This window comes from Streptomyces sp. RB17, assembly GCF_009604455.1.
In the GTDB taxonomy this organism is placed as follows: domain Bacteria; phylum Actinomycetota; class Actinomycetes; order Streptomycetales; family Streptomycetaceae; genus Streptomyces.
Map to the genome: position 1 here is coordinate 198849 of NZ_WEGL01000007.1, position 22315 is coordinate 221163.

The 22315-nt window shown below is 71.0% G+C and carries 21 protein-coding genes, 1 tRNA gene and 1 pseudogene; 13 read left to right on the top strand and 10 right to left on the bottom strand.

Translation table 11 applies throughout. The annotated features are described in order from the left end of the window. Nucleotides 1-186: 186 nt before the first annotated feature. Complete coding sequence (locus SRB17_RS29380; protein ID WP_153543512.1) at nucleotides 187-822, top strand: MerR family transcriptional regulator; 636 nt, start codon at nucleotides 187-189, stop codon at nucleotides 820-822. 9 nt (nucleotides 823-831) lie between these two features. Here SRB17_RS29380 and SRB17_RS29385 read toward each other — a convergent pair whose 3' ends face one another. After that, on the bottom strand, nucleotides 832-1635 hold the full coding sequence (locus tag SRB17_RS29385; protein ID WP_323376402.1) for an exodeoxyribonuclease III: 804 nt from the start codon (nucleotides 1633-1635) through the stop codon (nucleotides 832-834). Nucleotides 1636-1715: 80 nt separating this feature from the next. Between SRB17_RS29385 and SRB17_RS29390 the strand changes: the two genes are divergently transcribed. Next, a complete protein-coding gene (locus SRB17_RS29390) occupies nucleotides 1716-2192 on the top strand; it encodes a GNAT family N-acetyltransferase (RefSeq protein WP_153543188.1) in 477 nt (158 codons plus the stop codon). Between the two features lie 49 nt (nucleotides 2193-2241). On the opposite strand, the gene SRB17_RS29395 is transcribed toward SRB17_RS29390, so the two are convergent. The 7 genes from SRB17_RS29395 to galU form a co-directional block, all read right to left on the bottom strand. Continuing rightward, nucleotides 2242-2315 (bottom strand) — tRNA-Ala (locus SRB17_RS29395). Between the two features lie 91 nt (nucleotides 2316-2406). After that, entirely contained in the window at nucleotides 2407-3600 is a 1194-nt protein-coding gene (glpR, locus tag SRB17_RS29400; protein ID WP_323376403.1) for a gephyrin-like molybdotransferase receptor GlpR, read from the bottom strand. Nucleotides 3601-3774: 174 nt separating this feature from the next. Next, nucleotides 3775-4398, bottom strand: a complete 624-nt coding sequence (locus SRB17_RS29405) for a GNAT family protein (RefSeq protein WP_323376404.1) — start codon at nucleotides 4396-4398, stop codon at nucleotides 3775-3777. A gap of 20 nt (nucleotides 4399-4418) precedes the next feature. Further along, a complete protein-coding gene (locus SRB17_RS29410) occupies nucleotides 4419-4919 on the bottom strand; it encodes a MogA/MoaB family molybdenum cofactor biosynthesis protein (protein ID WP_153543190.1) in 501 nt (166 codons plus the stop codon). Further along, on the bottom strand, nucleotides 4916-5428 hold the full coding sequence (gene moaC, locus SRB17_RS29415; protein WP_153543191.1) for a cyclic pyranopterin monophosphate synthase MoaC: 513 nt from the start codon (nucleotides 5426-5428) through the stop codon (nucleotides 4916-4918). The genes SRB17_RS29410 and moaC overlap by 4 nt, the downstream gene beginning before the upstream one ends. Before the next feature lie 85 nt (nucleotides 5429-5513). Beyond that, a complete protein-coding gene (glp, locus tag SRB17_RS29420; protein WP_153543192.1) occupies nucleotides 5514-6836 on the bottom strand; it encodes a gephyrin-like molybdotransferase Glp in 1323 nt (440 codons plus the stop codon). After that, a complete protein-coding gene (gene galU, locus SRB17_RS29425; protein ID WP_153543193.1) occupies nucleotides 6833-7744 on the bottom strand; it encodes a UTP--glucose-1-phosphate uridylyltransferase GalU in 912 nt (303 codons plus the stop codon). Before galU ends, glp begins: the two co-directional genes overlap by 4 nt. A gap of 133 nt (nucleotides 7745-7877) precedes the next feature. Here galU and SRB17_RS29430 point away from each other — a divergent pair, with 133 nt between their 5' ends. Continuing rightward, nucleotides 7878-8459: a 5-formyltetrahydrofolate cyclo-ligase gene (locus SRB17_RS29430; RefSeq protein WP_153543515.1), complete on the top strand. Its 582-nt coding sequence runs from the start codon at nucleotides 7878-7880 to the stop codon at nucleotides 8457-8459. A gap of 75 nt (nucleotides 8460-8534) precedes the next feature. On the opposite strand, the gene SRB17_RS29435 is transcribed toward SRB17_RS29430, so the two are convergent. Continuing rightward, nucleotides 8535-11312: a penicillin acylase family protein gene (locus tag SRB17_RS29435; protein WP_153543194.1), complete on the bottom strand. Its 2778-nt coding sequence runs from the start codon at nucleotides 11310-11312 to the stop codon at nucleotides 8535-8537. Nucleotides 11313-11529: 217 nt separating this feature from the next. Between SRB17_RS29435 and SRB17_RS29440 the strand changes: the two genes are divergently transcribed. From SRB17_RS29440 to mscL, 6 genes are all read left to right on the top strand, one after another. Further along, nucleotides 11530-13086 carry a potassium/proton antiporter gene (locus tag SRB17_RS29440; RefSeq protein ID WP_323376405.1) on the top strand — a complete coding sequence of 519 codons (1557 nt, stop codon included), beginning with the start codon at nucleotides 11530-11532 and terminating at the stop codon, nucleotides 13084-13086. 282 nt (nucleotides 13087-13368) lie between these two features. After that, nucleotides 13369-14667 carry an MFS transporter gene (locus tag SRB17_RS29445; protein ID WP_323376406.1) on the top strand — a complete coding sequence of 433 codons (1299 nt, stop codon included), beginning with the start codon at nucleotides 13369-13371 and terminating at the stop codon, nucleotides 14665-14667. Between the two features lie 67 nt (nucleotides 14668-14734). Continuing rightward, nucleotides 14735-15040 (top strand): FmdB family zinc ribbon protein, encoded by a 306-nt coding sequence (locus SRB17_RS29450; protein ID WP_323376407.1) that lies wholly within the window; start codon nucleotides 14735-14737, stop codon nucleotides 15038-15040. A gap of 99 nt (nucleotides 15041-15139) precedes the next feature. Then, entirely contained in the window at nucleotides 15140-15973 is an 834-nt protein-coding gene (locus tag SRB17_RS29455; RefSeq protein ID WP_153543196.1) for an S-methyl-5'-thioadenosine phosphorylase, read from the top strand. A 155-nt stretch (nucleotides 15974-16128) separates the two neighbouring features. Continuing rightward, on the top strand, nucleotides 16129-16707 hold the full coding sequence (locus SRB17_RS29460) for a hypothetical protein (RefSeq protein WP_153543197.1): 579 nt from the start codon (nucleotides 16129-16131) through the stop codon (nucleotides 16705-16707). A gap of 165 nt (nucleotides 16708-16872) precedes the next feature. Then, on the top strand, nucleotides 16873-17349 hold the full coding sequence (mscL, locus tag SRB17_RS29465) for a large conductance mechanosensitive channel protein MscL (protein WP_323376408.1): 477 nt from the start codon (nucleotides 16873-16875) through the stop codon (nucleotides 17347-17349). A gap of 19 nt (nucleotides 17350-17368) precedes the next feature. Here mscL and SRB17_RS45545 read toward each other — a convergent pair whose 3' ends face one another. Then, the gene (locus tag SRB17_RS45545; RefSeq protein WP_194294174.1) at nucleotides 17369-17545 is read right to left on the bottom strand and encodes a hypothetical protein; all 177 of its coding nucleotides are present in this window, start codon (nucleotides 17543-17545) and stop codon (nucleotides 17369-17371) included. 136 nt (nucleotides 17546-17681) lie between these two features. Here SRB17_RS45545 and SRB17_RS29470 point away from each other — a divergent pair. The 4 genes and pseudogenes from SRB17_RS29470 to SRB17_RS29485 all read left to right on the top strand — a co-directional run bounded on the left by SRB17_RS29470 (nucleotide 17682) and on the right by SRB17_RS29485 (nucleotide 22286). Beyond that, nucleotides 17682-18916: pseudogene (locus SRB17_RS29470) on the top strand (low temperature requirement protein A). A gap of 37 nt (nucleotides 18917-18953) precedes the next feature. After that, nucleotides 18954-19979 (top strand): P1 family peptidase, encoded by a 1026-nt coding sequence (locus SRB17_RS29475; RefSeq protein WP_153543198.1) that lies wholly within the window; start codon nucleotides 18954-18956, stop codon nucleotides 19977-19979. A 185-nt stretch (nucleotides 19980-20164) separates the two neighbouring features. Beyond that, nucleotides 20165-21382 (top strand): L,D-transpeptidase, encoded by a 1218-nt coding sequence (locus tag SRB17_RS29480; RefSeq protein ID WP_323376409.1) that lies wholly within the window; start codon nucleotides 20165-20167, stop codon nucleotides 21380-21382. 157 nt (nucleotides 21383-21539) lie between these two features. Continuing rightward, nucleotides 21540-22286 (top strand): DUF6227 family protein, encoded by a 747-nt coding sequence (locus SRB17_RS29485; protein ID WP_153543199.1) that lies wholly within the window; start codon nucleotides 21540-21542, stop codon nucleotides 22284-22286. Nucleotides 22287-22315: the final 29 nt, after the last annotated feature.

The window sequence follows — 22315 nt, forward strand, 5'->3', positions numbered from 1 at the left end:
GACGAAGCCTCCACGCATCACCTAGGAACCCAGAAACTCTGCCAGTGAACACTGGCGCAATGGGACTGTAGAGCAGCTCCGTACCGAGCGGTAGGGGGCGGGGGAAGGAAAGTTACCGGCGGTACAACATAGGCTTCGGGCGTGGCAGAGGACGCAGTACGCAAGGAAGGCGGGCGCGAGTACCGCATGGAGGAACTGGCCCGCCTGGCCGGCATCACCGTGCGCACGCTGCGCTTCTACCGCGAGCGCAAGCTGATTCCGCCACCCCGCCGCGAGGGCCGTATCGCCTGGTACGACGACCACCACCTGGCCCGTCTGCGCACCATCGGCGCCCTGCTGGAGCGCGGCCACACGCTCAACGGCATCGCGGAACTCGCCGAGGCCCTCGACCAGGGCCGGAACGTCGCCGACCTCGTCGGCGTCGGCACCCCCACCGAGGAGGAACCGGTCCGCCTCACCCCCGAGGAACTCGCCGCCCGCTTCGAGGGCGAGGTCACCCCCGAGAACCTCGCCGCCGCCATGGAACTCGGCTACCTCGGCACCGACGGTGACGCGATCGTCCACATCAGCCGCCGCCTGCTGGACGTCTCCTCCGCCCTGGTCCGCGAGGGCATCCCGCTCGGCGAGGTCCTCACGGCCGGCGCTCGCGTCCGCGAGCACGCCGACGCCCTGGCCGCACTCTTCACCGACCTGATCCTGCGCCACGCCCCCAAGGAGGACCTCCACCGCCTGCGCCCGCTGGCCCGCAGCGTGGTGGAGGCGGAACTGTCGCTGGCGCTGGACCGGCGTATCAACAAGAAGACGGGCGAGAACAAAGCCTGAAGGCGTTACCTACAGGTCGTAGACGACGGTCACCGGTGCGTGGTCGGACCAGCGCTCGGCATGCGTGGCCGCGCGCTCGACGAAGCCCTTGACGGCCTTGCCGGCGAGACCGGGCGTGGCGACCTGGTAGTCGATGCGCCAACCTGCATCGTTGTCGAAGGCCCGCCCCCGGTACGACCACCAGGTGTAGGGGCCCTCGGCGTCCGGGTGCAGGGCGCGTACGACGTCCACGTAGCCGCCCTCCTCGGCGGCGAACACCCGGCCGAGCCATTCCCGCTCCTCGGGCAGGAAGCCGGAGTTCTTGGTGTTGCCGCGCCAGTTCTTGAGGTCGGCCTCCTGGTGGGCGATGTTCCAGTCGCCGCAGACGACCACCTCGCGCCCGTCGGCGGCGGCCCGCTCGCGCAGCGCCCCGAGGTGGGTGAGGAACTCGCCCATGAAGCGGACCTTCTCGTCCTGCCGCTCGGTGCCGACCTCGCCGGAGGGCAGATAGAGGGACGCGACGGTGACGCCGGGCAGGTCGGCCTCGACGTAGCGCCCGCTGCCGTCGAACTCGGCCGAGCCGAAGCCGACCCGGACGCGGTCGGGCTCGCGGCGCGTGTAGAGGGAGACGCCCGCACGGCCCTTGGCGGCGGCGGGGGCGTGCACGACGTGCCAGCCGTCGGGCTGCCGTACCTCCTCGGGCAGCTGGTGCGGCTCGGCGCGCACCTCCTGCAGGCAGACGACGTCCGCCGTGGTCTGCGCCAGCCACTCCACGAAGCCCTTCTTGGCGGCGGCTCGCAGCCCGTTCACGTTCACCGAGGTCACAGTCAGCACCAGGGCACGATACCGGCACACTGGTCCGAGCCCGCAAAAGGCCGAAGGCCACCCGACTGCATAGAAGTACGATACCTAGCATGAATATACGACGTGTTCGTTTCGACCACCCCGACGCCGTCAAGCTGAACGACGAGGTTCAGGCCGAGTACCACCTTCGCTACGGCGACGGCGGCGACGCCACGCTCCTCGATCCGGGCGACTTCGACCCGCCCCGGGGCGTGTACCTGATCGCCTACGACGAGCACGACCGCCCCGTCGCGACCGGAGGCTGGCGCAGCCAGGACCGCAACGACGAGGGCAACGAGGACGGCGACGCAGAGCTGAAGCGCATGTTCGTGATCGCGGAGATGCGCGGCCGGGGTCTCGCCCGCCGCATGCTCGCGGCGCTGGAGGAGGACGCCCGGATGGCCGGCCGCGTCCGTATGGTCCTGGAGACGGGCGCCAAGCAGCCGGAGGCCATCGCCCTGTACGCCTCCAGCGGCTACGAGCCGTGCGCCAAGTTCGGCTACTACCGCGACTACGAGGACAGCCACTGCTTCGCGAAGCGGCTGTGAACACGATGGAGCCCCGGTCGGCTTCCGCCGACCGGGGCTCCATGCTGCGTGGACCTGAGGGGATTTGAACCCCTGGCCCCCTCGATGCGAACGAGGTGCGCTACCGGACTGCGCCACAGGCCCTTGCAACGAGTGAAACTTTAGCATCCCGATCGGGGTGCTTGGAAATCCGTTCCCTGACTGGTCAGCGCGCCTTCCTGACGTGTGGCGGGCGTCACTCGTTGGCCGCGCGCGGGCGGCCGCCGTCCTCGTACTGGTCGAAGAGGGGCGTGCGCCCGCGTTCGCGCGACCGGCGTGCGGAAGCCGTGCGCCGGGCGTCACTGCGGCCGCCGGCCGGCTTGTCCCCGGAGGCGGGCGCCTGCTCGTCCGACTCGGCCTCCACCGTACGGCTCGCCTCCCGCTCGGGCGCGACCGAGCTGGAACGCGCCGAACTCCATGTGTCGGGCGCCCCCAGGTCCACGTCGGACGTGGCGCGGGGCGCGACCGGTGCGGTCACGTACGTCGGCAGGGGCACCGGCACCGGGTCCCAGCTGTCCCCGCCGGGCCGCCGCTGCCGCTCCCGCTGCTGGTCGACCCACTCGGCGTGGTCCGTCTGCTCGACCAGGGCACGCCGGTCCGCGGCGAGTGCGGCGAGCCCGGTGTCCGTCTGGGCCTGAGGGGCTTCCTCCGGTTCGTCCGCGCCGGGGCCCGCGTCGAGGGGCGCGCGCCGGCGCGGCTGGCGCTCCCGCTCGCGCAGCCGCTGGGCGGCGACCTCGGCGCGGCGGCGGTCCATCTGGTAGGCGAAGCGACGGCGTTCCTGGGAGCGCAGGTACACGATGTACGCGCTGAGCAGCACGGCCGGTGCGGCGGGCGCCCACAGGAAGGCGAGCCCGCCGACGGCGGCGACGATCGCGCCCATGGTGAAGGCGAGGAAGAGGACCACGGTGGTGCGCCTGCGGCGCGCGAGGACCTTCGAGCGCCGGGCGCGTGCTGCGGCCGCCTGCGCGGAGGACGCATGGCGCGCGGACTGCACGCGCTGCTGTGCGGGCGCGGGCGCGGGGCCGGACTTGCGCGCCGGCGGGGTGTCGTGTTCACGCGCCGGTTCCGTGCCGCCGGACGCTTCGGGTTCGGCGTCGGCGTGCACCTGACGGCGGGTCGGAGGCATGGCGAAGGCCCGGACGTCCACCGAGTCGGTGACGCCGTCCGGGCGGCCGGCGTCCGGCTCCCCCTCCTGGGCGGAGCGCGCCCGCAGGTCCTTGGCGTACCGGCGCTCCATTCCCGCCCGTCCGGACAGCAGCCGGATGGCGGTGCTGAAGCGTTCCGTCGGACGGGCCTCGTTCAGCTCGTCCTGCCTACGGAGCCACATCGGCACCAAGTAGGCGGCCCAGGCCCCGACAATGACTGCGTAGATGAGGCCGCTGCTGCTCACGCCTCACACCGTAGAGGGGTTTGCGTGAGGCCATCCGCCAATTGGGCCGGTGTGTCGCACGATCTGGCTGATATTTCCAGCTTTTTTTGCGACCGATGCGATCAGCGGGCAGCCGCAGGTGCGAAATTCAATGCCCCCGAGACGGTCAACACCCGATCAATTTCGAACACATATTCAATTCCCGGTGTTCTGGGGTTTCGGCCGCACCTGCTGGGAGCGTGCCCGCTGCCACCGTGCGAGCAAACCGTCGGGCACCTCTTCCGCGGTGAGCGCGAACACCAGATGGTCCCGCCAGGCCCCGTCGATGTGGAGATAGCGCGGCCGGGGCCCCTCCTCGCGGAATCCGAGTTTCTCCACGACCCGGCGGCTGGGCCGGTTCTCGGGCCGAATACAGACCTCGATGCGGTGCAGTCCGACGATGCGGAAACAGTGGTCCACCGCGAGCGCGACGGCGGTCGGCATCACCCCGCGCCCGGCCACCGACTCGTCCACCCAGTACCCGACGTGGCCCGAGCACATCGATCCCCAGGTGATCCCGGCAACCGTCAGCTGACCGACGAGCCGCCCCTGGTACTCGATGACGAACGGCAGCATCCGGCCCGCGTTGGCCTCGGAACGCAAGTGCCGGACCATCTGGCGGTAGGTCGGCCGGTGCGCGATCGGACCGCTCGGCGTGGGCGGCGGAATGGTCGCCTCCCAGGGGCGCAGCCAGTCCCGGTTGCGCCGGTTCACCTCGCGCCAGGCCCGCTGGTCGCGCAGCCTTATCGGCCGGAGGACGACGTCGCCGTCCGCCAGCACGACAGGCCAGGAAGGGCTGTTCAGCTCGCACCCCCGCTGCTGGATCCGGGGTGGTCGCCGCCGCGGATCTGGTCGACGGCGTGGGCCAGCAGGGGCTCCAGCACGGCGAGGCCGTCCTTCACCCCGCCCGTGGAGCCCGGCAGATTGACGATCAGGGTCCGCCCCGCGACCCCGGCCAGGCCCCGGGAGAGGGCCGCGGTCGGAACCTTCTCCCGCCCGAACGCCCGGATGGCCTCCGCGATGCCCGGCACCTCGTACTCGATCACCGCGCGGGTCGCCTCGGGCGTGCGGTCGGTGGGCGAGATGCCGGTGCCGCCGGTGGTCACGATGACGTCGTAGCCGGCGGCGACCCCCGCGCGCAGGGCCGCCTCCACGGGATCCCCGTCCGGGACCACCCGGGGGCCGTCGACGTCGAAGCCGAGGCCTTTGAGGCCGTCGGCGACCAAGGGGCCGCCCTTGTCCTCGTAGACGCCCGCGGCAGCCCTGTTGGAGGCGGTGACCACCAGAGCCCGGTAGGTCATGCCCGGCTCCAGTCGCCCGACTTGCCGCCCGTCTTCTCCTCCACCCGCACGTCCGTGATGACCGCTCCCTTGTCGACCGCCTTGACCATGTCGATCACGGTGAGCGCGGCGACCGTCACGGCGGTGAGGGCCTCCATCTCGACGCCCGTACGGTCCGTCGTCCTCACGGTGGCCTGGATCTCCACGGCGTCGTCCGCGACCGACAGATCCAGTTTCACACCCGAGACCGACAACGGGTGACACAGCGGGATCAGATCCGGGGTGCGCTTGGCGCCCATGATGCCGGCGATCCGCGCGGTGGCGAGGGCGTCCCCCTTGGGCACTCCCTCGCCGCGCAGCAGCTCGACCACGCGGGGCGAGACGAGGACGCGGCCGCTGGCGCGGGCGGTGCGCGCGGTCACGTCCTTCCCGGACACGTCGACCATGCGGGCCGCGCCCGCCTCGTCGAGGTGCGTCAGTCGGTCCTGCGCAGAGGGTCCGGGGGTCTCCCCCCGGAAAGACTCAGTCATGCTGTGTGCCGCTCCCGGTCCGGGCCCGGCGCAGTGCGGTGCGCGGACCTGTTGTGCGCGACACGGTACCGCCAACCTGCGCGGCTCAGCCGAGCAGGACCACCTCGACCTCGGCGCCGGGCTCGACGGACTCGGTGTCCTCGGGCACCACGATGAGCGCGTCGGCCTGCGCGAGGGCCGCGATCAGGTGGGAACCGGAACCGCCCACGGGGGTGACCTCGCCGTCGGCGTAGGCCCCGCGCAGGAACTGCCTGCGGTTCTTCGGCGAGCTGAGCGCCTTGTCCGCCGTCAGCGTCGCGCGCGTCCGCGGCCGGTGGACGTCCGCCAGGCCCATCAGGGTGCGGATCGCCGGACGGACGAACAGCTCGAAGGAGACGTACGACGACACCGGGTTGCCCGGCAGGGCCAGCAGCGGTGTGTGGTCGGGGCCGATGGAGCCGAAGCCCTGGGGCTTGCCGGGCTGCATGGCGAGCTTGCGGAACTCCACGCCGCTGCCTGCCTCTTCGGCGTCGTCGGCGTACGACAGCGCCTCCTTGACGACGTCGTACGCCCCGACGCTGACCCCGCCCGTGGTGACCATCATGTCGGCGCGGACGAGCTGGTCCTCGATGGTGGAGCGCAGGGTCTCGGCGTCGTCGGCGACGGCGCCCACCCGGTAGGCGATGGCGCCGGCGTCCCGCGCGGCGGCGGTGAGGGCGAAGCTGTTGGAGTCGTAGATCTGGCCGCGGCCCAGTTCCTCGCCGGGCTGGACGAGTTCGCTGCCGGTGGACAGCACGACCACGCGCGGGCGCGGGCGCACGCGTACCGTGCCGCGGCCGATCGCGGCGAGCAGCGCGATCTGCGGCGGGCCGAGGATCGTCCCGGCCTGAAGGGCGCGGTCGCCGGCCTTCACGTCGCTGCCCTTGGCGCGCACGTGCGCGCGTGCCTCGACGGGGCGGTGCACGCGCACCTGCCCCCCGGCGCCCTCGGGGGCCAGGCTGCGTGCCCGCATCCCGCTCGCCGGGCCCTCGCCGAGTCCGCCGTCGGTCCACTCCACCGGGACGACGGCCTCGGCTCCGGGCGGCAGCGGGGCGCCGGTCATGATGCGGGCGGCCTGGCCGGGGCCGACCCGGACCGGGTCGGCCGCGCCCGCCGCGACGTCGCCGACGACCTCCAGGACGGCCGGGAACTCCTCACTGGCGCCCGCCACGTCCGTGACCCGCACCGCGTACCCGTCCATGGAGCTGTTGTCGAACGGCGGCAGGGACACCGGCACCGTGACGTCGTCGACCAGGACGCAGCCCTGGGCGTCGAGCAGTTGCAGCTCGATGGGTTCGAGGGGGCGGACGGTCGAGAGGATGTCCTCCAGGTGCTCGTCCACCGACCACAGGTCGTCCGGGCCGGCGGGGCGGGTCGCGGCGCTGCTCAAGATTGCTGCATCTCCTCGGCTACGTAACTGCGAAGCCAGGTCCGGAAGTCCGGGCCCAGGTCTTCACGTTCGCACGCGAGTCTGACAATGGCACGCAGATAGTCGCCACGGTCGCCGGTGTCGTAGCGGCGGCCCTTGAAGACGACGCCGTGCACCGGTCCGCCGACCTTCTCGTCCGTCGCGAGCTGCTGGAGGGCGTCGGTGAGCTGGATCTCGCCGCCGCGGCCCGGCTCGGTCTTGCGGAGTATGTCGAAGATGTGCGGGTCGAGGACGTAACGGCCGATGATCGCGTAACTGGAGGGGGCGTCCGCCGGGTCGGGCTTCTCGACCAGCCCGGTCACCTTGACGACGTCGCCGTCGGCGGTCGTCTCCACGGCCGCGCAGCCGTAGAGGTGGATCTGCTCGGGCGCGACCTCCATGAGGGCGATCACGCTGCCGCCGTGCTGCTCCTGGACCTCGATCATGCGCTGCAGGAGCGGGTCGCGGGGGTCGATCAGGTCGTCACCCAGAAGCACCGCGAAGGGTTCGTGCCCGACGTGCGGGGCGGCGCACAGCACGGCGTGGCCGAGACCCCTGGGGTCGCCCTGGCGCACGTAGTGCATCGTGGCCAGGTCACTGGACTCCTGCACCTTCGCGAGCCGGCCGGCGTCGCCCTTCTTCTGGAGCGCCGATTCCAGCTCGTAGTTGCGGTCGAAGTGGTCCTCTAGCGGGCGCTTGTTGCGTCCGGTGATCATGAGGACGTCGTCGAGCCCCGCCGACACGGCCTCCTCGACCACGTACTGGATCGCGGGCTTGTCGACGACCGGCAGCATCTCCTTGGGAGTGGCCTTGGTGGCCGGCAGGAACCGCGTGCCGAGACCTGCTGCGGGAATGACAGCCTTGCTGATCCTGGGGTGCGACTGAGTCATGCCCGCAACCTTATCCGGTGCCTTTGTTGGGAATCTGTGGCTCCGGTTGGTTGACCCTTTATGACGGCATTCAAGAAGGGCGCGAGAACGACCCGTGGAACACGACGGACGCACGAGCGAGCCTGACAAGCGGATGTTGCGGCGGGAGCTCCTCTCGGTGAGGAACAGGTTGACGGACGATGACGTCGAGGCGACGGGGCGCGCGCTGGCGGAGCGCTCCCTGGAGCTGCCCGAGCTGGCGCATGCGCGCACGGTGGCGGCGTACGTCTCCGTGGGGAGCGAGCCCGGCACGCAGGCACTGCTGGACGCGCTGCGCGCGCGGGGCGTGCGGGTCCTGCTCCCCGCGCTCCTGCCCGACAACGACCTCGACTGGGGCGAGTACGCCGGCCCGGACTCCCTCGCCCTGGTCCGGCACGGCGGGAAGATGGCCCTCTTCGAGCCCTCCGGCGCGCGCCTCGGCCCGGACGCCGTGACGGCCGCGGACGTCGTCCTGCTGCCCGGGCTCGCCGTCGACGCGCGCGGGATGCGCCTGGGGCGCGGCGGAGGGTCGTACGACCGCGTACTGGCCCGTCTGGAGCGCTCGGGGGTGCGCCCCCGGCTCGTGGTGCTGCTCTACGACACGGAGGTCGTCGCACAGGTCCCGGCGGAGGCGCACGACAGGCCCGTGCACGCCGTGGTGACGCCCTCCGGCGTGCGCCGCTTCCCGAGCGCCTGACGGGACGCTCCGGTAGGCGAAACGGCCCTCCACGCGCGCGTGGAGGGCCGTCTTCCGTGCCGTGCTCTCAGTCGGTCACGGCTTGAGGACCAGTGTGTCGCTCGTGCTGTTGTCGACCGCCTTGTCCGAGAACGACCAGGGCAGCAGTTCGCCCTTGGCCCACAGGCTCGTCTGGTCCGTGTAGTGCGCGCTGAAGGCGTGCCCGGAGGCGCCGGTCAGGTTGATCCACTTGGACTTGTCGAAGTCGGCCAGGTTGACGACCATCCGCATGGACGGCACCCAGACCACGCCGTAGCCGCCGGCGGCGTTCCAGCCGGTCGCGTTCACCGTGGCCTCGCCGCCGCTGAGCTTCCAGGGGCCGCGGTTGAGGATGTACTGCAGCGCCTCGGGGCCGTCGGTGCCGAGCGTCTGGTTCTTCAGGAACAGGCGGTGCAGCCGGCCCCAGCTCCAGGTGTCGATGTCCTTGCCGAGCTTGGCGGTCAGCTCCCAGCGGGCGTCGATCATGGCCCGGGCGAAGAGCTGGTCCATGTTGTTCGCCGCGGGCCGGGTGCCCGACCTGGGCGTCTTCCACCAGTCGCTGTCCGGCTTGTCCATCAGGGTGCGCACGACCTCGAACCAGCGGTCGCCGCCGTCCGGCTGCGCCTGGTCGGCGTCGCGATCGCCGCACTCGCGCACCTTGGTGTCGTCGTCCACCGGGCCGGTGCTGTCGATCTTGTCGACCCACAGGCACTGTCCCTGGACGCGCAGCTCCTTGGGGAGCTTGTTGCCGAAGGCGAGCTTGAGGATGTTGCGCCAGACCGCGTTGAAGTAGGCGGCCGCCGCGGAGTCGGACTCCTGGGTGTAGTCCCAGCCCTCCAGCAGCTTCTGCGCGTCGCGGACGTTCTTGTCGTCGAGGTTGATCTTCAGCAGCTTGGGCACCAGGAGCTTGGCGATCTCGCTGCTGTTGTCCAGCTGCATCTGCCGCATGTCGTCGGTCGAGATCTTGCCGCCGTCCTTGATCTTGGACTCGATCAGGTCGGTGATGCGCTGGCTGCGGGCGCCGTAGCCCCAGTCGGTGGTGAGGGTGTACGGGTACTTGTCCTTGTCGACCACGGCCTGGTTGGCGGTGACGATGTAGCCGCGCTTGGGGTTGTACTCGTAGGGCAGCTCGTCGTGCTTGATGAAGCCGGTCCAGCGGTACTTCGAGTCCCAGCCCGGCGCGGGGATCGAGCCGTCGTCCACGGCCGACCGCGTGGGGATCCTGCCGGGCAGCGTGTAGCCGATGTGGTTGTCGGTGTCGGCGTATACCAGGTTCTGCGACGGCACGTCGAACAGGGCGGCGGCCTGGCGGAAGTCGCTCCAGTTCGCCGCCTTGTCGAGGGCGAACACGGCGTCCATGGAGGTGCCCGGGTCCAGCGCGGTCCACCTCAGGGCGATGCCGTAGCCGTCGCCGCGGTCGGGGGCCGCGGTGTTGACCGTGGCCCGCTTGCCGACCTGGACGAGTTCGTCGTCACGGTCGGACAGCAGCGGCATCCCGTCCTGGGTCTGGCGCACGACGATCGTCTTGGCCGAGCCGCCGGCGACCTTGATGGTCTCCTGGCGGGTCTTGAAAGGCCGGACCTTGCCGTCGTACAGGTAGCCGTTCGCGCTCACCTTCTCCAGGTAGAGGTCGGTGACGTCGACCCCGGAGTTGGTCATGCCCCAGGCGATGTTCGCGTTGTGGCCGATGATCACACCGGGCATGCCGGCAAAGGTGTAGCCGGTCACGTCGTACTGGCACCTGGTGGAGACGGTGCGGCAGTGCAGGCCCATCTGGTACCAGACCGACGGCAGCGACGCCGACAGGTGCGGGTCGTTGGCGAGCAGCGGCTTGCCGGTGATGGTGTACTTCCCGGACACCACCCAGGAGTTGGAGCCGATGCCCTGGCCGTTCACTCCGACGGCGGTCGGAACGTCGTCCAGGACGTTGTAGAGGCCCGCCAGCTGGCTCGTGAGCGACGATCCCGACGTGGCCGAGGTGGAGGAGCCGGTCGTGCCCGTGGAGCCCGCAGAGGCGCCTGTGGCGCCGCTCTGCTGGAAGGACCTGGTCGCCTCGTTGTACTGGCCCTCCTGCACGATCGGCTTGTTCCGGCCGTACGGGTACTCCGGGTACAGGTCCTGGATCTGCTGCGGGCCGAGCCGGCTGGTCATCAGGGCGCGGTCGATCTCGTCCTGCATGTTGCCGCGCAGGTCCCAGGCCATCGCCTTCAGCCAGGAGATCGAGTCGACCGGGGTCCACTGCTGCGGCTTGTAGTCGTTGGTGAAGCCCAGGGCGGCGTACTCCAGGGAGATGTCCTTGCCGTCCTTGCCCTGCAGATAGGCGTTGACGCCCTTGGCGTACGCCTGGAGGTACGTCTTCGAGGCGGCCGACAGCTTGGTGTCGTACTCCTGCCGGGCGACCCGGTCCCAGCCGAGGGTGCGCAGGAACTCGTCGTTCTTGACCTGACTCTTGCCGAACATCTCCGACAGGCGCCCGGAGGTCATGTGCCGGCGCACGTCCATCTCGTAGAACCGGTCCTGCGCCTGGACATAGCCCTGCGCCATGAACAGGTCCGTGTCGGAGGACGCGTAGATCTGCGGGATGCCGTTGCCGTCCCGCTTGACGTCGACCGGCCCCGACAGGCCCTGGAGCGTGATCGTGCCCTTGGTCTGCGGGAAGGAGGCGCGGACGGTGCTGATCGACCAGTACGCGCCGTAGGCGATGCCCCCGATGATGGCCAGTACCAGGACCAGCACCATCAGCCGGGCTTTGCGCCCCTTCTTCCTGCCGGACTTGGCGGGCGCGGCACCGGTGGTGGTGGCGGCACCCGTTGTGGCGGTGGTGTTGGGGGGCATCGCTGTCCTTGCTGTCCTAACGCGAGCGGCAGGTCGGGCTGTGACTTTGAATGAGCGCTGGAGCAACCATAGGCGCAGGGCCCTGTCCCGCTTGACGCGGAGCCGGGAACCAGCGCGCACGAGCGTTCGATCTTCTCCCGGCAAGCGTCAAGAAAGCGTCAAGACTTAGGTAAGGTAACGAAGTACTTGGGTGCGGTGCGCCGCAGCCTCGGGTCTTGTGCACGCCAGCTCGCGCCCCCGGCGCGCGGGCCAAGGAAGGGAACCGCCGCTGACTGTTCACCACCTCAACCAGCTTCTGCTCGTCTGCTCCGTGGTCCTCCTCGTCGCCGTCGCGGCCGTCCGGATCTCCTCCCGCAGCGGGCTCCCCAGCCTGCTCGTCTACCTGGGGATCGGCGTCCTCATGGGCCAGGACGGCATCGGCGAGATCCACTTCAACAGCGCCGCGGTGACCCAGGTCATGGGATATGCGGCCCTGGTCGTGATCCTCGCGGAGGGCGGTCTCGGCACGAAGTGGAAAGAGGTCAGGCCGGTCCTGTCGTCCGCCTCCGTCCTGGCGACGTTCGGAGTCGCCGTCAGCGTGGGCGTCACCGCGGCGGGCGCGCACTATCTGGTCGGGCTGGAGTGGCGGCAGGCGCTCATCATCGGCGCGGTGGTGTCGTCGACGGACGCGGCGGCGGTCTTCTCGGTGCTGCGCAGGGTTCCCCTCCCCGCGCGCGTGACGGGCACGCTGGAGGCGGAGTCCGGCTTCAACGACGCCCCGGTGGTCATCCTGGTCGTCGCCTTCTGCACGGCCGGCCCGGTCGAGCACTGGTACGTCCTGCTCGGAGAGATCGCTCTGGAACTGGCGATCGGCGCGGCCATAGGGCTCGCGGTGGGCTGGTTCGGCTCCTGGGCGCTCAAGCACGTGGCCCTGCCGGCCTCCGGCCTCTACCCGATCGCGGTCATGGCGATCGCCGTGACCGCCTACGCCGCCGGCGCCCTGGCGCACGGCAGCGGCTTCCTGGCGGTCTATCTGGCCGCGATGATGCTCGGCAACGCGAAACTCCCGCACTGGCCGGCCACGCGCGGCTTCGCCGAGGGGCTCGGCTGGATCGCCCAGATCGGCATGTTCGTCGTGCTCGGCCTGCTGGTCACCCCGCACGAACTGGGCGACGACGTCGTGCCGGCGCTGGTCATCGGGCTGATCCTCACCATGGTGGCCCGTCCGCTGAGCGTGGTGCTCAGCCTGGCGCCGTTCCGCGTGCCGTGGCAGGAGCAGACCCTGATGTCGTGGGCGGGACTGCGCGGCGCCGTGCCCATCATCCTGGCGACCATCCCGATGGTGAACGGCGTCACCGGCAGCCGCCGCATCTTCAACATCGTCTTCGTGCTGGTCGTGGTCTACACCCTCGTCCAGGGGCCGACGCTGCCCTGGCTGGCACGCACACTGCGGCTGGGCGAGCAGGGCGAGGCCGCCGACCTCGGCATCGAGTCGGCGCCGCTGGAGCGGCTGCGCGGACACCTGCTGTCCGTCACGATCCCCGAGGGCTCCCGCATGCACGGCGTGGAGGTCAACGAGCTGCGCCTGCCCTCCGGCGCCGGCGTCACCCTCGTCGTCCGCGAAGGAAAATCGTTCGTTCCGCTGCCCACGACCGTGCTGCGCCGGGGCGACGAGTTGCTCGTCGTGGCCACCGACCCGGTCCGTGACGCGGCGGAGCGCCGCCTGCGCGCGGTCGCCCACGGCGGCAAGCTGGCGGGCTGGCTCGGCATGAACGGCGCGGGCAGCTCGCATTGACGGCGCGTTCCCTGCGGTTCACGCTCCCTTCCCGTGAAATCCCAGGTGGCCTCATCCGTGGTGCTCGTTTTCACAGCTGTTGGACGCGGTGGCCCCTGTAGCATGAAGGCGCACCCTGATCGAACCAACTCTGCCTGACGCAGAGCTGGCGCGACCGTATGGCGGCCGGGTCCCCCCACCCGCAGTGGGCGCCGGCATCTACCGCAGTCCGCGCAAGAGGACAGCTCTCGGCACCCGGGCCACACCAGGCCCGCGCTACCAGGCGGCAGAAAGGCACGGGCCGTGGGATCCACGGTCACCACCGTCGAACCGGAGAAGACCTCGCCGGTCTCGTCCCACCCGGGATACGGACAGCTGCTGCGCACCCGCGGCGCCTGGACCTTCCTGCTCCCCGGCTTCGCGGCGCGCCAGCCGTTCGCGATGCTCACCATCTCCATCGTGCTGCTCGTGCAGCACACCACCGGCTCGTACGGCGCCGCGGGCGCCGCAGCGGCCGCCACCGGTGTCTCCATGGCGCTGTTCGCGCCGTACAGCGGGCGCCTCGCCGACCGCTACGGCCAGCGCGCCGTGCTGATCCCCGGCGTCCTGGTGCACACCCTGTCCGGCCTGTCGCTGACGGCGCTCGCGCTGGCGCACGCGCCGCTGTGGACGCTGTTCCTGGCGGCCGTCCCGACCGGCGCCTCGGTGCCGCAGGTCGGCCCCATGGTGCGTGCGCGCTGGGGCGTGAAGCTGCACGGTTCGCCCCTGATGACCACGGCGGCGGCGTTCGAGTCGGTCACGGACGAGCTCACCTTCGTCTTCGGGCCGCTGCTGGCGACCGCGCTGTGCACCGCGGTGACACCGGCGGCCGGCCTGGTCACGGAGGGCGCGCTGACCCTCGTCGGCGGTCTGCTGTTCGCCGCGCAGAAGGGCACGCAGCCGCCCGTGACCGCCGAGAGCGGGCACGCGCGCGTACAGCACGCCTCCGCGCTGCGCGTACCCGGCGTGCGCGTGCTGGTCGTGACCTTCCTGGGCATCGGATCCGTATTCGGCGGCATGCAGGTGGCCCTGGCGGCCTTCACCGAGTCGATCGGGGAGCCCGGCCTGAACGGCGTCCTGTACGGCGTCTTCGCCGCCGGCAACATGCTGTCCGGCGTCGTCTGCGGCGCGATCGCCTGGAAGACCGCCCCCCAGCACCGCCTGGTCGTCGGCTACACGGCGCTCGCGATCGTCGCGTCCGCCCTGTGGACGGCGCACTCGGTGCTGCTGCTCGCCGGACTAGGCCTGCTGGTCGGCATGTGCATCGCACCGGCGCTGATCACCGGCTACACGCTGGTCGAGGGCCTGGTCCCGGCAGGCGCCCGCACCGAGGCCTTCACCTGGCTGACCGGCGCGGTCGCGCTCGGACAGGCCGCCGCCGTCACGGTCGCCGGGCAGCTGGAGGACCGGCTGTGGGACGGCGCGGGATTCCTGGTGCCGATGGCCGGCACGGTGCTCGCGCTGGCGACCCTGCTGGCACTTCGGTCGCGGCTGGTCGGGCGGTCGCAGAACCGTACCGTCGCACGTGGCGTCGGTCACCGCGTGCCGGTGGCGGTGGACTGATCCCCCGGAATACGTCAGTATGGACCGTCGTTAGCACTCATTGAGTAAGAGTGCCAGGAGGAAGACAGTGCCGACCTACCAGTACCAGTGCACCGAGTGCGGCGAGGGCCTCGAGGCGGTGCAGAAGTTCACCGACGACGCCCTGACCGAGTGCCCCAACTGCAAGGGCCGCCTGAAGAAGGTGTTCTCCGCGGTCGGCATCGTGTTCAAGGGCTCCGGCTTCTACCGCAACGACTCCCGCGGGTCCACATCGAGCAGCAGCCCGGCGTCGAAGTCGTCGAGCACGTCGTCGTCCGACACCAAGTCGTCCGGCTCGTCCTCGTCCGACTCGAAGCCGTCCTCGTCGAGCTCCGCCAGCAGCTCCGCGGCCTGACCTTCTCTTCCCCGGACCCTGCCGTCGTACGACGGCAGGGTCTTCGGCGCTTCCAGGCGGCGCTCCCCCACGGTTTCACCGCCCGCTAGTGTGCTGGTCATGGCGAACGCAGAGATCGGCGTAATCGGTGGCTCGGGCTTCTACTCGTTCCTCGACGACGTGACCGAGGTCCAGGTGGACACCCCCTACGGGCCGCCCAGTGACTCCCTCTTCCTCGGCGAGATCGCCGGCCGGCGGGTCGCCTTCCTGCCCCGGCACGGCCGCGGCCACCACCTGCCGCCGCATCGCATCAACTACCGCGCCAACCTGTGGGCGCTGCGCTCCGCCGGCGTCCGGCAGGTTCTCGGCCCCTGCGCGGTGGGCGGGCTGCAGCCCGAGTACGGCCCCGGCACCCTGCTCGTGCCGGACCAGTTCGTGGACCGTACGAAGTCGAGGGCGCAGTCGTACTTCGACGGGTTGCCGCTGCCCGACGGCACCGTGCAGAACGTCGTGCACGTCTCCATGGCCGACCCCTACTGCCCCACCGGACGCGCTGCCGCCCTGAAGGCCGCCCGGGGGCGGGACTGGGAGCCGGTGGACGGCGGCACGCTGGTCGTGGTCGAGGGGCCGCGCTTCTCGACGCGTGCCGAATCGTTGTGGCACCGGGCGCAGGGCTGGTCGGTCGTGGGCATGACAGGCCACCCGGAAGCGGCGCTCGCCCGGGAACTTCAGCTGTGTTACACGTCGCTGACCCTGGTCACGGACCTCGACGCGGGCGCCGAGACCGGTGAGGGCGTCTCGCACGAGGAGGTGCTGCGGGTGTTCGCGGCCAATGTGGACCGGCTGCGCGGTGTGCTGTTCGACGCGGTGGCGGCGCTGCCGGAGACCGGGGCACGGGACTGTCTGTGCGTGAACGCGCTCGGCGGCATGGATCCGGGCTTCGAGCTGCCATAGCGCTCGGCAATCCTGTGGACAACCGGCCGGAATTCCCCGTTCGGGTGGGCGAGTTGTCCACAATCGCTCCGTGATCCACCGGCTCCGGCGGGATTCGGCGCGAAGCCTCATCGTGGCCTCGCAAGCCGAATTCCTCGTCGCAGGCGGTGATCCCCATGCCCTGGTCCTCTTCGTCCCCGAACCCGTTCCCCCATCCGTCCTCGATCCGGCTCCCGCGTCCACTGGGCACGGACGCCCCGGCGACCTGTGACGTCCCGCAGTTCGCGCCGGTGCGCGTGCGCGGCGGGCGGTATCGGCTGCAGCGGCTCGCACGGCACCGCGGGCGGGCCGTCGCGGCCGGCCTGGCGGTGACCGCGGCCGCGCTCGTCGCCGCGGGACCGCGCACGGGGGCCGAACCGCATCGTGCGGAACAGGCCCGGCGGCACCCGGTCACGGTGCCCGTCCGCCGGCCCGCGGCCGTGGACGTGGTGACGGCGCCCGTGCGGATCGCCGACGCGGCCACCGTCCGGCTCCTGCGGCCCGGCGACCGTGTCGACGTCATCGCCGCCGGGGATCCGTCGGCCGGGGGCGTCGCACGCGTGCTCGCGCGCGGCGTGCGGGTGACCGAGGTGCCCGAGCCGCTGCAGGACCGGGCCGAGAGCGGGGCGCTGGTCGTGCTGGCGGTGCCGCGTGGCACGGCGGCCCGGCTCGTCGGCGCGAGCGCCACGGCGCGCCTGGCGGTGACGCTGTGCTGATCGACGTACTGATCGACGCGGTGCCGAACCGGCTCGGACGCTGTCTTGACGGTTTGCTGTCAAGTCGCTCGATCGAACGACGGGACTGGACACGATGGCAGCACCGTGTCGTAGGTTGCGGAGCGTTTCGTTCCACACCCTGCGCAGGCGAGGAGAGTCCCCTAGGTGAGCGCGAAGAAGGAACCGAGCGTCTGGCATGGCTTCAAGGCCTTCCTGATGCGCGGCAACGTCGTCGATCTGGCAGTCGCGGTGGTCATCGGCGCGGCCTTCACGAACATCGTGAACTCGGTGGTCAAGGGGGTCATCAACCCGCTGGTGGGAGCGATCGGCACGCAGAACCTGGATCACTACAGCTTCTGTCTGAAGGACCCGTGTGCGGTGGGCCCGGACGGCTCGGTCAAGAGCGGTGTGCCGATCCTGTGGGGCTCTGTCCTCGGCGCCACGATGACGTTCGTGATCACGGCGGCGGTCGTGTACTTCATGATGATCCTGCCGATGTCCAAGTACCTGGCGCGGCAGGCGGCCCGCAAGGCGGCGCGGGAGGGCACCAAGGAGGTCATCGAGGTCACCGAGCTGGAGGTGCTCAAGGAGATCCGCGACGCGCTGGTCGCGCAGCGCGGCTCGGGACACGACGAGCCCTAGCGGCGCCGCTGCGGACCGCTCAGAGGTGGTGGGGCGGCTTCTCGTCGAGGAAGCGCTTGAGGTCGGCCGCGCTGTCACCGTCCGCGCGCTCGCCCCACCCGCGGTCGGTGTCGTCCGAGGTCTGCTGGTCCAACGGGTCGTCGAAGACCAGCGCGGGCTTCGGATCGCGGGGCTCGGAGGCGGGGGCGGTGCTCATGTCTCCAGGGTACGGTCCCCCTCCACGCGCCCGTGCGCGTCCGGCAGCCTCGGTGGGAGCCGCTCGTGAAGGCGTTCGCTGTCGGCCTGATGCCTTCACGGGGCCTCCCGGCCGCTTTTCTGCTGTGCTGAGGGGCATGACGTCGAGTTCCGCTCCGGCGCCCGCCTCCTCGGGCGCGCCCCACTCCTCCGGCCCCCTGCGACGGCTCGTCGCGCGCGGGCGTGACGAGGCGCACCGGGTCTCCTCACCGCTGGAGCTCTTCTTCGACCTGTGCTTCGTCGTGGCGATCGCGCAGGCCGGCGCGCAACTGGTGCACACCGTCGCCGCGGGGCACGCGGGCGACGGAATCCTCGACTACGCCATGCAGTTCTTCGCCATCTGGTGGGCCTGGATGAACTTCACCTGGTTCGCCTCGGCGTACGACAACGACGACGCGCTCTACCGGGTCGTCACCCTGGTGCAGATCGCCGGCGTCCTGGTGCTGGCGGCCGGCATCTCCCGGGCCTTCCAGCAGCACGACTACCTGGTGGTCTGGCTCGGTTACGTGATCATGCGGCTGGCGATGGCCACGCAGTGGCTGAGAGCCGCGAGATCGGCCGAGGGTGCCGAGAGAACCGTGGCGTTGCGGTACGCGTGCGGCGTGCTGTTGTGCCAGGTGGGCTGGCTCGGGTTGCTGCTGCTGCCCCAGCACGCAAGGCCCTGGGTGTTCCTGGTGATGGCGGTCGCGGAGATGTGCGTGCCGCTGTTCGCCGAGAAGGACCACGGGACCTCCTGGCATCCGCACCACATCGCCGAGCGGTACGGCCTGTTCACCATCATCGTGCTCGGCGAGACGATCGCCGCGGCGACCGCAGCCGTGAAGGGGGCCTTCGACGAGCACAACGCCCTGGGCGAGCTGCTGCCGATCGCGGCGGGCTCCTGATCGTCTTCTCCGCGTGGTGGATCTACTTCGTGGTGCCCATCCACGGCCACCTCCGCGCCCACGGCCAGGCGTTCCTGTGGGGTTACGGCCACTACCTGATCTTCTCCTCGGCCGCGGCGATCGGCGCGGGCCTGGAGGTGGCCGTGGAACACGCGGTCGGCAAGACCCACATCTCCACGCTGTCCGCGTCGGCGGCCCTGACACTGCCCACGGCGCTGTATCTGCTCGCCGTCTGGGCCCTCCACTCGCGGTACTTCAAGGTCGGCGTCGCCCAGCAACTGGTGCTGCCGGTCGCGGCGCTGCTGGTGATCTGCTGCACCTTCCTGGGCGACTGGGCGGTGCTCGCGACGGGGCTGGTGTGCTCGGGCGCGGTGGCGGTCGGGGTGATGCTGTCGGCGCGCGTGGTCAGCCGGGAGCGCGCGGCGCGGGCCACCGCTGCGGCCGGCTGAGTCCCCCGAGGCGCCGGGACGGGGAAGACTGGCCGCCATGACAGTCGACGCAATCACGGACGTCGCCGGGGTGCGGGTGGGGCACGCCACCCGCACCGGGGACGGCCGGCTCACCGGCACCACGGTCGTACTCGCTCCGGAGGGCGGTGCGGTCGCCGCCGTGGACGTGCGCGGCGGCGGCCCCGGTACCAAGGAGACCGACGCGCTCGATCCGCGCAACGTGGTGCAGCGGGTCGATGCGGTCGTGCTGACCGGTGGCAGCGCGTACGGGCTCGACGCGGCGTCCGGTGTGATGGCCTGGCTGGAGGAGCGGCGGCGGGGAGTGCGGGTGGGGGCGGACCCGGCGCACGTCGTGCCGGTCGTGCCCGCCGCGTGCGTCTTCGACCTGGGGCGCGGAGGGAACTTCCGCGCGCGGCCGGACGCGGCGACAGGACGGGCGGCGGTGGAGGATGCGGCGGCGAGCGCGCCGGGCGCACCGGTCGCGCAGGGGTGTGTCGGGGCCGGAACAGGTGCCGTGGCGGGGCGGATCAAGGGCGGGGTGGGCACCGCGAGCACGGTGCTCGACTCGGGGATCACCGTGGCCGCGCTGGTGGTCGTGAATGCCGCAGGGTCGGTGATCGAGCCGCAGACGGGGGCGTTGTACGGGGAGTTGTGTCAGGGGCGGGTGGAGTATCCCGAGGGGCGCGTGCACGAGGCCGCGCGCCGGCGCCTCGACGAAACAGCCGCCAGGAACGCGCCGCCCCCGCTCAACACGACGTTGGCCGTGGTCGCGACCGACGCGAACCTGTCCAAGGCACAGGCGCAGAAGCTGGCGGGCACGGCGCACGACGGGATCGCACGCGCCGTACGGCCGGTGCACCTCATGCACGACGGCGACACGGTGTTCGCGCTGGCGACCGGCGCCCACGCTCTTGCCGAGCACCCGAGGGGACTGAACGACATCCTCGCCGCCGGCGCCGATGTCGTGACGCGCGCGATCGTGCGGGGTGTACGCGCCGCGGAGTCGGTCGACGGGCCGGGCGGAGTGTGGCCGTCGTACCGGGAGTTGTACGGAGCGCAGTAGGGGTGGTGCGCGGCGGCGGCGCGCCCCGCACTCGCACTGGTCCGTCGCCCGCGAGGTCTGAATTGTCGCGGTTCTGTCACGTGATCGCGTCAACGGGAGCCGGAGGGAACCTTCCCGGGCGCCAGTGCCCTCTTTCTTCGCGCACTGGAACGGATCACGCACATCACACGAACCTGGAGCAGCCCGTGACAACGCCGGACATTGCAGCGCGGCGCGTACTGGGGGCCTGTGCCGCCCTGGTGGTCGGCAGCCTCGCCCTGACAGCTTGCGGTGGCAGCGCCAACGCCACCGACGACGGCAAGGGCGGCAAGAACTCCGCCAAGACGTCCACGGCGAAGATCGCGATCTCGGCCGAGGACGGTTCGACCGGCGCGTCCATCAACGCGACCGGTGTGAAGGTCAGCGGCGGAAAGCTGACCGCCGTGAAGATGACCGTGTCGGGGACGGGCCGGTCCGTGGCCGGGGCGATATCGGCGGACGGCAGCAGCTGGAAGCCGAAGCAGCGGCTGGAACGCGGGACGAAGTACGAGATCGACGCGACCGCGAAGGACGCCGGCGGGCGGACCGCGGCGGCCAACTCCATCTTCACCACCGTGACGTCGGCGAACAGCTTCATCGGCACCTACACGCCGGACAACGGCACCACGGTCGGGGCGGGCATGCCGGTGTCGTTCACGTTCGACAAGTCGATCACCGACAAGAAGGCCGTGCAGTCGCACATCACGGTCGACTCCGGCAGCGGTCAGCAGGTGGTCGGGCACTGGTTCGGCGACCGGCGGCTGGACTTCCGGCCGCGGGAGTACTGGAAGGCCGGCTCCACGGTCACCATGAAGATCGACCTGGACGGGGTCCGGGGCGCGAACGGCGTCTACGGGGTGCAGAGGAAGACCGTCGCCTTCACCATCGGGCGGTCGCAGGTCTCCACGGTCGACGCCGGCACCCAGACCATGACCGTGGTCCGGGACGGCAGGACGATCAGGACGATTCCGATCTCCACCGGAAGCCCGCAGCACACCACCTACAACGGGCAGATGGTGATCTCCGAGAAGTTCGCCCAGACCCGTATGGACAGCCGGACGGTCGGCCTCGGCGGCGAGTACGACATCCCGGACGTGCCGCATGCGATGCGCCTGACGGACTCCGGCACCTTCATCCACGGCAACTACTGGTACGACAGGGGCAACCCGCCCTTCGGCCGCGAGGGCACCAGCCACGGCTGCGTCGGCCTGGCCGACGCGCAGGGCGCGCAGGGCGCCACGCCCGCCAAGTGGTTCTACGACAACTCGCTCATCGGGGACGTCGTCGTCGTGAAGAACTCCCCGGACACGACGGTCTCCCCGGACAACGGGCTCAACGGCTGGAACATGTCATGGAGCGCCTGGATCGCCGGAAGTGCCGTCTGAGCGGCGGTTTTTGACGCCATGTGGGGCCGCGCGGAAACTTCTCGCGCGGCCCGCACGTTTTCCCGCCGTACGTTTTCTCGGTTCCCGGACATGATGTCCGACCGAGGGGCTACGGTATGCACCCACAAGGTGACATGCAGCAACGCCGGGAGAAGCCTTGAGCGTTCCGTACGAGACGGCAGCGTACGAACCAGCCGAGTCGCCCGAGTCTCCTGAGGAGCATCTCGAGCGGCTCCTCGGCCGTGCCCTGAACTCCTTCGAGCTGCCTGACGAAGTGATACGGCAGCTCGACTGCGCGCTGGCGCACGACAGTTCGCTGCACTCCGCGCACCACAGCGCGGGGCGGCACCGGGAGACGTACCGGCACACCTGGCTGCTCGCCGACGGCTCCGCGGTCACGCTGTGGGAACTCGTGCACAACCCCACGCCGGACAGCGCCCCGGAGAGCGAGGTGTACGTCGACGAGGAGGAGCTGCAGGCGGCGACGGCGCGGCTCGGGATGCCGCCGGAGACGCCGGAGTTCGATCTGCCCGCGCTGATGCGGCTGTGGGCGATCCCGCAGCCCCGGCACGTGTTCGCCTCCGACGACTCGGCGGACCACGCGCGCCGGCTTCTGCGCCGCGCGGAGAACCCGGACCGGCCCGACGGGGAGACGGCGGCGCTGCTGGCGACGGCGACGGCGCACGAGATCACCCAGGCGTTCGGGCGCCCGGGGCGCGCCGGGCGCGCGGGACTGAGCTACGCGCTGTACGAGCACGCGTTCCTGCTGCCGGACGGCAGTGTGGTCTCCCTGTGGGAGGTGGAGCACACGGCGACGCCGGACGGGCGGCACATGTGCGAGGTCTACCTGTCGGAGGACGCGGCGCGGGACGCCATGGAGCGGCGCGCGGCGCGACAGGGATAGCGCGCGTGCCCCGGGGCGGGTGACCGCGC